8 protein-coding genes are annotated in these 12,226 nt (G+C 49.2%); 4 read left to right on the forward strand and 4 right to left on the reverse strand.

The genetic code is table 11. The features are described 5' to 3' along the window. Window positions 1-627 precede the first annotated feature (627 nt). Genes KTO58_RS26460 through KTO58_RS26470 form a run of 3 tightly spaced genes read left to right on the forward strand, consistent with a single transcriptional unit; the run spans window position 628 to window position 6,678 of the window. A complete protein-coding gene (locus KTO58_RS26460) occupies window positions 628-4,248 on the forward strand; it encodes a SusC/RagA family TonB-linked outer membrane protein (protein WP_095836525.1) in 3,621 nt (1,206 codons plus the stop codon). A 37-nt stretch (window positions 4,249-4,285) separates the two neighbouring features. After that, window positions 4,286-5,794 (forward strand): RagB/SusD family nutrient uptake outer membrane protein, encoded by a 1,509-nt coding sequence (locus KTO58_RS26465; RefSeq protein WP_095836524.1) that lies wholly within the window; start codon window positions 4,286-4,288, stop codon window positions 5,792-5,794. A 2-nt stretch (window positions 5,795-5,796) separates the two neighbouring features. Then, window positions 5,797-6,678 (forward strand): putative zinc-binding metallopeptidase, encoded by an 882-nt coding sequence (locus KTO58_RS26470; RefSeq protein WP_095836523.1) that lies wholly within the window; start codon window positions 5,797-5,799, stop codon window positions 6,676-6,678. Between the two features lie 47 nt (window positions 6,679-6,725). Here KTO58_RS26470 and KTO58_RS26475 read toward each other — a convergent pair whose 3' ends face one another. Both KTO58_RS26475 and KTO58_RS26480 read right to left on the reverse strand, forming a co-directional pair. Next, a complete protein-coding gene (locus KTO58_RS26475) occupies window positions 6,726-6,932 on the reverse strand; it encodes a hypothetical protein (protein ID WP_157752722.1) in 207 nt (68 codons plus the stop codon). A 134-nt stretch (window positions 6,933-7,066) separates the two neighbouring features. Continuing rightward, entirely contained in the window at window positions 7,067-7,270 is a 204-nt protein-coding gene (locus KTO58_RS26480) for a hypothetical protein (RefSeq protein ID WP_095836521.1), read from the reverse strand. A gap of 365 nt (window positions 7,271-7,635) precedes the next feature. On the opposite strand from KTO58_RS26480, the gene KTO58_RS26485 reads away from it, so the two are divergent. Beyond that, window positions 7,636-9,369 carry a hybrid sensor histidine kinase/response regulator gene (locus KTO58_RS26485; RefSeq protein WP_198315102.1) on the forward strand — a complete coding sequence of 578 codons (1,734 nt, stop codon included), beginning with the start codon at window positions 7,636-7,638 and terminating at the stop codon, window positions 9,367-9,369. Window positions 9,370-9,375: 6 nt separating this feature from the next. On the opposite strand, the gene KTO58_RS26490 is transcribed toward KTO58_RS26485, so the two are convergent. Beyond that, window positions 9,376-10,311: a terpene synthase family protein gene (locus KTO58_RS26490; protein ID WP_095836519.1), complete on the reverse strand. Its 936-nt coding sequence runs from the start codon at window positions 10,309-10,311 to the stop codon at window positions 9,376-9,378. Between the two features lie 327 nt (window positions 10,312-10,638). Then, window positions 10,639-12,219 (reverse strand): RagB/SusD family nutrient uptake outer membrane protein, encoded by a 1,581-nt coding sequence (locus KTO58_RS26495; RefSeq protein ID WP_095836518.1) that lies wholly within the window; start codon window positions 12,217-12,219, stop codon window positions 10,639-10,641. Between the last annotated feature and the right edge of the window lie 7 nt (window positions 12,220-12,226).

Below are 12,226 nucleotides of genomic sequence, written 5' to 3' on the forward strand. Positions count from 1 at the left end.
TCACAGGTCCCTCTCACAGGAACAGCCCTTAAACATCCCTTACTTCCCCACAATTACTCCCTGCCCTGACTACGCCTCCTTACTTCCTTTTACCCTTCCTTAGTCCCTCCGCTCCCTCCCAACTCCTCCTCCTTTCCCCTCCTCTCCCTACAATCTAATGGCCCCCTCCTTGCCCCCGCTCCTTCCCAACCCCTCCTCTTCCTACAATCTAATGGCCCCCTCCTTGCCCCCGCTCCTTCCCAACCCCTCCTCTTCCTACAATCTAATGGCCCCCTCCTTGCCCCCGCTCCTTCCCAACCCCTCCTCTTCCTCCCGCACCCTCCCTGCCACAATTGTGTAAATCCTACACACCCGTGTTTTTTTTTATTTATTCGAATCATCTCTAAAAGAAGTATTTTTACTAAGAGCTGAATCGCTGATCAGAATAATTGTCGACACAACAGAGTGAGCGTATTTCTTTGGATGGATTAGACTCCCCTTTTTATTAAATAGGTTACACATCCCTAACCCTCATACCTGAAAAGCTGGTCGCTTAATAAGGTGGATTGCTAAAACATTTTAGCTACTGAAAGGGCAGGAGTGAACAATCAAAATCAACTGTAGCACTAAAACAGTATAGTAATACAATTGGACGCTTTATTTGCAAAAAAAGTACAACGGCAGTCACATGACAAAAAGATATCGCGCGCCTGCCGGCACTTTAGGTTATACGGATGGATCTGCTGCCTGGGCACATTACTGCCACTGCTGGCTATTGCCAGACAGGCAACTGTCCCCTTGGTATCCGTACACGTGAAAAAAACCACCCTCAATCAACTCATCGCGCACCTGCAACACCAGGTAGATTTCGAATTCATATATACCTACCAGAAAGAACATCCCTCCAAAGGCAGGATCACCATCAATATGGACAACGTCCCGCTTACCACCATATTGGATAAAGCACTGACAGGTACCCGTCTCGAATATATCCTCCGCGGAAAAGTGATCATCATCCGTGAACCACTCCTCCCAGAGCCAACATCCACAGATACAACTACTAAACAGATCACCGGGTACGTCCACGACGAAAATAACCAACCCATCCCCTTCACCAGCATCTGGTGCAGCGACGGCCAACGCACACATACCGACAGGAATGGCTTCTTTAGCATCAATACCAATCCTGTCAGCCGGCTAAAATTCACCTGCATAGGATTTTACCAGCTAACCCTGTCAGCAGATGATAAACAATTAAACGATGTCCGCCTCCGCAAACTGTCAGAACAGATGAAAGAGGTCGTCGTCAATGGATACCAGCAGCAACAAAGCTGGGAGATAACAGGCGCCCTCAGTAAACTCAGATGTACCGCCGCCTCAGATGGCTACTACCGCCTCGATCAATCCTTGCAGGGACAAGTACCCGGCCTCGCCGTCAGCATCACCTCCGGCGCCGTCGGCGCTAATCCTATCGCCCGTATCAGGGGCGCCACTACCCTCGTCGGTAGCCGCGAACCTGTATGGGTAGTAGATGGTGTCGTACGCGAAGATTGGGAATTCTATGAACAGGGCTTCGATAAAGGCGCCCTGCAAACCAGCGAAATGATCGCCCTCAAGGCACGGCAAAGCGTTATCGGAAACAGTATCCTCGGACTCAACCCTGATGATATCGCTTCCGTCACCATCCTCAAAGATGCCGCCGCCACCTCCATATACGGTGCAAGAGCTGCCAACGGCGTCATCGTCGTCACCACCAAAAAAGGCAAGGTCGGCCCCCCTTCCATTACCTTGCGCACAGAAATATCCATCGCCGATAAACCCTCCTATCGCACCATGGATCGCATGAACTCCGCCGAAAGGGTCGCCCTCTCCAAAGAAGTACTGAAAGATGGTACCATATACCCCGATCGCAGAGTACCACAGGTAGCCTACGACGGACTATGGCAACGTTGGGCCAATAAAGAGATCGACCAGGCAGAATATAACCGTGAAATGGAAATACTGGAAAAGAATAACACCGACTGGTTCAATATCCTCTTCCGTAACAGCATATCCAAAAATACATACCTCAATATCAGCGGCGGTGGCCACCGCGCCACCTATTACGCCTCCATAGGTTATATGGACGAAGCCGGCAACGCCAAAGGGAATGATATGAAACGCATCAGCTCCTTGCTGAAATCGACGTTCAGGATCACCAACGCCATCGAATTAGGCGTACAGCTGAACACCTCCTTCCGCAGGGTCAAAGGTTTCTATGATGGGCTCAATCCATACGAATACGCCTACAATACAAACCGCGCCATCAAACCGGAAGAGTACTACGAAGCTTCTCTCGGCCCGCAATACCGCCCGGCAGATTTCTCCGCCAACACACCACTGCTGCATTTCAATTTCCTCAATGAATTGCAACATACCGGCAATACCAGCAAAAACGATGATATCAACCTCTCCGCATGGCTCAAAATAAGATTGGGTAAACACCTACTCTGGGAAAGTTTATTCGCACCCCGATTCGTCAATACCTACAACCGCCGCTGGGCAGACGAACACTCCTACGCCGCCGCCTTACAAAGAGGCGCCGACTTCGACCCGGCCAATGCCGGCATGAAAGACATCGTCAATACCGATACCCTGCAGATGAGAAGTTATACCGTACGCAGCACGCTACAGTTCTCACGTCCTGTCGGCCCCACCTTGCAACATTCCTTCTCCGCCCTGGCAGGCGCCGAAATACGCAGCACCGCCTATAGAGGTATCCTCGGCGGCCAACCACAGGAACCGTTCACCGGCACACGCCTCTTCGTCGATCCCGAACCGGAAGAACTCCTGTCTGCACGTACTTTTAAACAGTATAACTTCCTCTCCGTATTCGGTAACGCCTCCTACGCCTACCGGCAGAAATATATCGTCTCCTTCAACGCCCGCACCGATGCCTCCAATCGCATCTCCGCCTCCTCACCCGACCGGTTCAACCCGGTATGGTCCGCTGGCGTAAGATGGAACATCAAAGAAGAAAACTGGCTGAACAAAAGCAAAACCATCGATCAACTCGCCATACGCGCCTCCTGGGGATACCAGGGCAATACCGTACCAGCCATCGCACCCGTACTCTGGCTCACTAACACCACCGACCCTTATACACCAGGTACCATCCGCATCGGCGGCCTCCCCTATCAGGACCTCCGCTGGGAACGTACCCGCGCCCTCAACGTAGGCATCGAAATAGAACTGTTGGATGGCCGCATAGGATGCTCCTTCGACTACTATAACAAACGCACCAAAGATGCCTTACTCAAACAACCCGTGCCCGTCGAATTCGGCGTCGCAGAAGCATATATCAATGGTGCCGAAATAAGGAACAAAGGATACGAATATTCCATCTTCGCCAAACCGGTATCCACTACAGACTGGACCTGGAACATCCAATGGGTCTTCAATTACAACCGCAACGAAGTATACCATGTCAGGGAAAATGCCTCCCTCAAAGCACTCCTGTCCGGCAGCGGCATCGTCAACGGCAAACCCGTAGGGGGCATCTGGTCATTCCGATATGCCGGCCTCTCCGCCCAGGATGGACAGCCTAACTTCTACAGCCTCGATGTAGATCCCAAAACCGAACTACTCAGAGAAGGTCGCCCACAGCACTACCTCCTCTACCAGGGCGCCTCAGAGCCGACCTTCACCGGTGGCCTCACCACCAACCTCCGCTACAAACGCTGGTCCCTCGCTGCCAGCTTCAGCTACCAGGGTGGTGGCTACGTACGCCTCAACCCACTGGCACAAGGCGGCGATGGCGGATACTGGCGATTACCTACCCCCGACCGCAACGTCAGCAAAGAACTTAACACCCGCTGGAAACAACCGGGCGACGAAAAACATACCAATGTACCCGCCGTCACCAGCTTCCGCATACTACCCCCCTCCTATTCAATCGCCCCCTACTTCGGCGATGTATCCATGCTTGATAAAGAGGGTAACCTCTATCGGTACACTTTATACAACTATAGCGACCTGCGTACCGTCAGCGCCGCTAACCTCCGCTGTAATAACATCTCCCTGCGTTGTAACCTCGACGATATCGTCCGGCAATGGACACGCCACGTCACGCAGATCACCGTCACCACCGGTGTTAACAATGCCTTCTTATGGGCTAACAAACAACTTAAAGGACAAGACCCAGAACTGGGATACATGTCCGCCACAGAAAATACAGCCATCCTGCCACGCTACCGAAGCTATTACTTCAGCGTTATGTTAGGATTCTGAAAATCTGATCATCATTCACACTTTTAGTATTCGACCAATGAAAGCGATAAAGAACCAGCAACACCTGATACCACCACTGCTCCTCCTGGCAGCACTCATCTGCTGCCTCTGTGCCAGCTGCAAAAAATTCCTGGAAGAACGCCCGCAAGACGAACAGGTACCTGCCAATATCAAACAGCTGGAACAACTCCTGCTGTCCGAAACATACCCGCTCCCCTCACAACCTGTCCACTTCTTCCTCTCCATGCTGGATGATGATGTCAAATACATCCCACTCAAGAACAACACACCATACGATGCCAGCACAGCCGGCCTGCCAGCCTACTCCTGGGATCGCAACCTGTATAAAGAAATGAAACGCGCCGGCGCCGGATTCCCCGATGCCTACACACAATACTATAACCGCATCAAAGGTGCCAATGCCATCCTCGATGTCATCAATAAAGTTGCCGGCGATGAGAAACTGAAAATGAAAGTGGAAGGAGAAGCCCGCATCCTCCGCGCTTACTACTACTTCATGCTGGTCAACCTCTACGCCGCTCCCTACAACGATAGCAACAATGGCCTCGCCCCAGGAGTACCTCTCATCCTCTCCGCTACCATCAAAGATGCCCTCCCGCCACGCAACACCGTCGGGACCGTCTACCAACAGATCGTCAACGACGTAAGAGCCGGTTGCTCCCTGCTCGAACAACTGCCCGCCGAACCCACCCACGCCCGCATCGATAAACGCGCCGCCTGGCTCATCGCCGGCAGAATATTCCTCTACATGGAAAAATGGGAAGACGTAATTTATTACACCGACCTGCTCCTCAAAGAAGCACTGCCACTCACAACACTAAAAGTACCTCCACGATTCACCACATTAGGGCTCGCTGCCGTTCCCTCGCCTACACCACCGGCTGCATCTACCAAACCCTCATTCCTCGAGTTAAGCAACGAAGAAATATTGTTTTACACCGGCAGCGAAACGGAACTTACCCTCCTCCTCACTGCCAACAGTAACTCCCGCTCCGAATCCGGATACTATGTATCCGACGAACTGGAAGCATTATACGAATCAACAGACCTCCGGCCAGATAACTTCTTCGCATTCGAAACAGATGGATATAAAGTGAATAAAATAGCAAACACCGGCATCGGCAAATGCTGGCGCCTCGCCGAAGCATATCTCAACAGGGCAGAAGCCGCCGCTAACCTCGCCATCTCACAAGGATTCAATCCCGCAAAAGCCATAGATGCACTCAACCAGCTACGTAGCACCCGGTTCAATCCCGCATTCTATCAACCACTGGCTGCCGCAGACTTTAATGGAGATATGAAAAAACTCCTGCAACTTTGCAAAGAAGAACGTCGCAGAGAACTCTGCTTCGAAGAACATCGCTGGTTCGACCTCCGCAGATGGCAACGGCCAGCCTTCACACACACATATAAAGTCCAAAATGCCGTCCGCACTTTCCGGCTGCAACAAGGCGCCAACGCTTACCTGCTGCCAATACCGGACGAAGCATTGGCCAACAATCCATCATTGACCCAAAATCCATAAATATGTGGCATAAAAACGTCAGGACAGTTTGCAGCTATCTGCTCATAATAACAGCACTCGCCTGTGCAAAAGAAAAAGTACAGGTCTCCGAAAAAGAAAATACCTACTATAAAATACCACAGGGAAATGCCCCGTACGACCAGCAAGTAGTGGATTGGTACAACAAATACGGTACCTACGTACTATATCAATACCCTAAGTCAGAATACGAATATGCTATTATCGGCTACTACGGACTCAATATGGAACACCCAGCCGATAAAACCGCATTGCCCGCCGTCATGAACTTTATCCAGCAATACTGGTTCGATTTCTATCCCGAGGACTTCCTCAAAAAATACCTGCCTAGAAAAATACTCCTGGGCGGTATCCTGCAATACGACGCAGGAAATAATACCAAACCCGATACCCTGGCAAATCCCATAGCAGGATTCAACTTCATCATGCTACCAGGACTGGATGCCAACTTCCCCAAACAATTAGAGAAAGAACGAAGAATCTGGAAAGCCAGCCTCAACTCACTGTTCTTCTCTACCCTCTTCTACGGCACCACCGAAGAGATAAAGGCAAAACTACCCCTCCCCGAAGCATTCTTCCAGGTCAGCAAATACCAACAACTTAAAGCCTCAGTAAACAACCTGTACGACAACGGATATCTCGCACCAGATCCCTCCGATCCCACCAAGATCCCCTCGCCAAAAAATGACCTGAAAAACTACTTGTACATCATGTGTCGATACTCAGAGGAAGAACTGGAAAAAAATTACTTCTCGGAAAAATTCGATAAAAAAGGACTGATCCGCAAAAAACATCAGCTACTGAGAAAGTATATCAAAGACAACTGGAACGTCGACCTCCAGAATATCGGCAACAAACAAAACTAAATACTCCGGCAGCCACGCCACCGGAGTAAACTAAAAAGGGACAGCTATTAAATACCTTTACAAGTACCGATAATACCAAACTTATAATCACAATAACAGACAAAACCACCATCACCACAGGATGGCGCCCATACACTGCATGCTTTACCGGTATTACAAACAGCCGCCGCCAACCGGCCGCCACCACCTTGGATGCCGCCCAGTGCCCGCCGGCCTAACGCTTCAAAAGATGAAAGAACAATCGTTTTTTTCATAACAAAAGGGAGGAAAATGAAACAAAAGGAATTACCACCATCACCGCCGGAACGGAATGATAACAGCATAAAAAAGACGGAAAAAGAAAACAACCCGGTGCGAATGTCAACCACACACCGGGCTATAAAACGGCTTATCTGCCCGTACACTTACCTACAATCCCATCACGGAACTGACAATAACAGGTAAACGTACTACCGCCACACGCAGGCTCGTCGATCGTACAGATCGCACCGGTGTTACAGTTGGCCTGGCTTAAACTGGCGCCTCCGCCGTTAACATGACTGAGTACAGTACGTGACAGTACTTCAAAGTTTTTCATCGATACGTGCTTCATAGCAAGTGGAAATTTGGGTTATAAAAGAATAGTGAATAAAAGCGATCTGGTTTCCTTAAAATCAACGTAATAACAGCTGTAAGACGGAATTACATGGTTCCCTAAAGTGTAATTGAATGTAAGAAATAATATGATCTCAACAAAAAGGAAATGACGAAATGATAATATAATACATCATATCCTCATCCTACCAAATCCACCTACTCAAAAAAAAGTACATACGATTATCTGATTATGGTTAACAATTGGTTAACTTAACTGCTAACTTGCATTGGCTAATTTGTTATTTCCGCATCGAAATAACCATATCCCGGACATGTGCAGTAGATAGTATTGCCATTCACCAGCCTCAAAATCCATTTATGATGAAAGATACCCTAATGCGCCTGCTCAAAACAGGTACCCAAGGCTTAGAAGACGCAACGGAACGAAGATCAGTGGTTATTATCAATACCTTGACACTCATAATGGTGGCAATGGTATTAGGCATAGGTCTATTCTTTTATTACCTGAAGAGCTCCCTGTTTATACTCATCCCCGTTATCCTGGAAGCCGTCAGCTTTTGCGCCGTATTCCTGCTCAATAGACGAAAACAATACTTCTACGCCAACGCTACCATGTTCGCCATCCACAGCGTAGCCACCATATACTGGGCCACCGCCCTGGGAACAGCCGTACCCGTAGAAGTCATCATGGCCTTCCTGTTCATGATCGTATTCCACATCTGGGGATCATTCCTCCTCTACAAACAAAGAAAACTACTCATCGCCTGCCTCATCGCAGGTATCTTCGTTACCGTCGGCGTACAACTCAACTATCACTACAAAATCATCAAACCCCTCCAGCTTGATCCACAAGATGCCAACATCATGCGCTGGTTCACCACCGGCGGTTTCCTGTTCCTCATCTTCCTTATCATGTTCTCCTACATCCGGAGAATAGAAATACTCCTCTCCGCCCTTAAACACTCCAATAACGTACTGTCCGCCAAAAGCGCATTCCTCCGCGAAACCTGTCATGAACTACGTACCCCCCTCAACGGCGTATTCATGATCTCCCAACTATTCCAACTCCGGAAAGAAAAATATATGAACTCCGACGAAATTGCCGAAATAGACGACCTCTACGCCGCCAGCTACACCGCACGCAATATCGTCAATAGTGTACTCGACCTCTCTATCATAGAATCCGGCCGCTTCTATACCATCAAAAAAGAAGCACTCAACCTCCGCAGCTACGTCCAGCACTGCGCTACCATGAACAGCTACGTCGCCAACACCAGAGGTATCACCATCATGGTCGACTTCGATAAACGACTACCCGTACTGGTCAATAGCGATAAAATAGTACTGACCAAGATCATTAATAACCTCCTCTCCAATGCCGTGAAATTCTCACAACCCGATAGCCAGGTCATGATCAAAGTACATGGCAACGACGAACATATCTTCTTCCAGGTCAAAAACAAAGGCACCATCAGCCGGGAAAAAATAGATCGCGTATTCCTCCCCTTCGAAAGCGAAAGAAATAACTTCATAGAAGGCACCGGCCTCGGTCTCTATATTACCAAACACCTCGTCGAACTACTGGAAGGCCGTATCATCGTCACCGCCGATGAAAAAGATAACAGCACCACCGTATCATTCAGTACACCACTCGAACTGGTCACAGAAAGTATATCCGAAACAGAACCCTTCGACTTCAAATCCGGACGCTTCTCCGGCGCACGCGTAGTCGTCGTCGAAGATGATAAAATGACCCGTATCCTTCTTCGAAAATTCCTGACAAAAATGGGCATAGAACCCATCATGACAGAAAGCGTAGAAAATGGACTGGCCCTCATCATCGAAGAAAAACCAGACCTCGTTATCTCCGACCTGCATATGGAAAACTCAGGAGGTGAAGACCTCCTGATGCATATCCGTAACACGGCATCCATTAAGGATGTTCCCGTACTGATCATCTCCGGCGACGCATTCAAAGAAGCGCGCGAAGCCATCCTGCGGGCAGGTGCCAATGGATTCCTTACAAAACCATTGCTTTACAATGACCTGTATATCTCATTGAGCAAACTGATCCGTCATTTCGAAGTCTTTTAATACAACCTAAGCATAACGATTACTGTCAAGCGCCCAATCATAATAGGCCTTCAATACCACAAAAAGCCCGTCTACATAAGTGTTCAACTGCTCGTTGATACGTTTGCCCCAATAAGGCAGCTGACGACGGCATTGCTCCAACAATGACAACTGGTCATTGTGATGATCCATCAGCAACTGTACCGCCTCTTCCTGCGATACCTGCAACTCCTGCTGGAAAATGAAGATCAGGTTGAAACCCGCCGTATCCAGCTGCTGCTCCCGGTGCAACGAATGAATGTCGTTGGCCAACCCGCCCGCCAGGTTCAATGCCAATTCCATACGTTGCAACACCTCGTGCTTGTACACCTCGTCCGGCAACTCCAGCTTACTGAAAATTCCTACCAGCGGAAACATAATGCTGAAGCCCGTCTTAGCTCGCATCGCCCAGTACTCCGCAATCGTCGGCACATAGTCCTTCACCTGGTTGTCTATCTCCCAAAAACATTCATTCAGATACACCCGGATGTAATGACATAACTGCTCATACAAATACAGTGAACTGATCGCCGCAAAACGCTGCATCACATGCTGCAACCCCCTGTTCATCGGCGTGTCCGCATCCACCGGTCGCCCATCAAGGATGTCCAGGAAATCACGCAGCTGCACCCGCACAGTCGCCGCCGCCGCCCGGTCAGAAGATGCCCGGTCACACCGGTCATCCACAAAAAATAACCATGTGATCAGATCCGCCGTCAGACAGATCTCCGCACAACTCGCCCCGGGAAACTCCCGGGCCGCATAAATACCAAATTTAGCCTTCCGCAAACCATTCACATGTTTGGGATCAGGCACCAGGCCGAAGTCGATCGCCCAGTTAATAGTGTGTTCTTGAGCTGCTTCAGCATATGGACTGATAGCAGACGGCGCTGGAAATTCCAGGCAGTACTCGGTCTTTCTCATAATAAAGGATTGAAGTTTTAGCAATATCTCAATACAATGATGGTCCTGTTAGTTTGCATTCTTCAGAAATAGTGACAGCAGGGTAACCTACCAGAAATTAGGGTATCAAGATGAGATATTATGACAGTACGCATATCACCAATTCGTGTAATGCAGTCCGGTACAGCGTCCGCAAATAACCCGCCGGTATAGCTACAGTGCCGGAAAATGGCAGCGAACACATTTATTTACAACAGGTTAAAAATCAAATGAGCTTAAAAAAAGAACGCTCCCCGGTATCCACCGGAGAGCGTTTCCACAGCTGGGCAACAAACAACAGCGCTATAATTATTTCTTATCCCACCACAATCGGGTACCTCCATTATCCGCCCCTCCCAACAGCCCGGTCGCCTTCGTCACCTCATCCCGGTTGTTCTTATACTCATCCGGCGGAAATGGCAAACGCTTGATAAACCCGGTAATACTACCCCCACTGTAATTCACCACATTCATCCATAACTTGGGATAACCCGTCCGGCGAAACTCCGACCACGCTTCCTGCCCGTCAGGATACACACTGATCCACTTCTGCGTAAGGATCCGCTCCTGCTTTACCTCAAAAGAAGCGGCATCATCCCACGCAATCGTAATGTTAGTGCCGGCAGCCGTATTGTTCACCGTATTCACCGCATCCGCATATGCCGCAGGAACACTGGTCTTATCAGCAATATATGTAGCCGCATTGCTAAGCTGATACTGATCAAAAGAAGTACTGATACCTTGCTCATACAAAGCCTTCTCACTCCCTTTCATATCCCATCCCCACAACGCTCCTTCCGCACGCAGAAAATATACTTCCGCAGCAGTCATCAGCTTAATAGGTGTCGCACGTTCTATGTTCAGTCCCGAAAATCCAACATAGTCCTCCTTACTCCGGATATCAATACCATTACGGATACCCTTGTAAGTACCGGCTTTCGTCGGTCGGAAATAGGCGGCCATACGCGGATCTTTATAACCACCCAGGATAGATTCCATCGCAGCACCCATCCTGACATCATTATACTCCTGGCTGATCACATACAGGGAATTACTCACCGTAATACCATTACCGCTTTTTACGAACGCATTGCCGCTGTTGTCCGTTATCACGCCATAAGCATGTTTCACCGCTTCCTCCGCTTTCGTCTTCGCCAGCGCACGGTTCGCATATACCATACGCATCGCCAGCCGTAGCTTCAGCGAATTCGCCAACCGTACCCACTTCGCATAGTCACCGTTATACACCAGGTCAAATGGCCGCAACTGCTCCTTCCCGCCCGGATTGGTCTGATCAAACTCTACCAGCTTGGCAATAGCTGCATCCAGCTCCTGGAAGAAAGTATTGTAAATACTCTCCTGGCTATCGTAAGAGGTGGAAAACCCACCGGTACCAAACTTGGAATAAGGGATCGGTCCATACACGTCCGTTACCCGGTGCATCGCCAATACCTTGATGATGGTAGCTACCGCAAACAGGTCGGGCCGCAGCTGCTCCCCGCGTTGCTTCACTTCCTTCCACCCACTCATTACATTATCATAAGCTACCTTGAATGACCAGTTGTTCCAGTCCATCATAAAGTAGTTAGAGTTGTTCTTTCCGCTGTTGAACGGCGTAGGAATGCCCATATAACCGGAATACAGGTCCGCATTCAGGTTTTGTTGCAGCTGGTACTGCCAGTCCACCGTAGAGTAAATACTGGTCTGCATACCTGGCAGGAAGGCGCCCACATATTTATAGTCGTACTTTAATAAGGAATCCGTCAGCTCATTAGGATTGGTATTGAATTGCTCGAATTTTTTAGTACAGGATACCTGTAGCAGCAATACCGGCAATAGGGCTGCTGCAATTGATTTTATAGCGATCGGCGTTTTGAATGATAGCTTCATACTTTTC

Origin of the sequence: Chitinophaga pendula, assembly GCF_020386615.1 — a bacterium.
GTDB classification, from domain to species: Bacteria; Bacteroidota; Bacteroidia; order Chitinophagales; family Chitinophagaceae; genus Chitinophaga; species Chitinophaga pendula.

Bases quoted from the DNA above. Each gene is read 5' to 3' on its own strand.
- KTO58_RS26470 (WP_095836523.1), top strand. From the start codon at position 5,797: ATGTGGCATAAAAACGTCAGGACAGTTTGCAGCTATCTGCTCATAATA.
- KTO58_RS26495 (WP_095836518.1), bottom strand. From the start codon at position 12,219: ATGAAGCTATCATTCAAAACGCCGATCGCTATAAAATCAATTGCAGCA.
- KTO58_RS26490 (WP_095836519.1), bottom strand. From the start codon at position 10,311: ATGAGAAAGACCGAGTACTGCCTGGAATTTCCAGCGCCGTCTGCTATC.
- KTO58_RS26465 (WP_095836524.1), top strand. From the start codon at position 4,286: ATGAAAGCGATAAAGAACCAGCAACACCTGATACCACCACTGCTCCTC.
- KTO58_RS26485 (WP_198315102.1), top strand. From the start codon at position 7,636: ATGAAAGATACCCTAATGCGCCTGCTCAAAACAGGTACCCAAGGCTTA.
- KTO58_RS26475 (WP_157752722.1), bottom strand. From the start codon at position 6,932: ATGAAAAAAACGATTGTTCTTTCATCTTTTGAAGCGTTAGGCCGGCGG.
- KTO58_RS26480 (WP_095836521.1), bottom strand. From the start codon at position 7,270: ATGAAGCACGTATCGATGAAAAACTTTGAAGTACTGTCACGTACTGTA.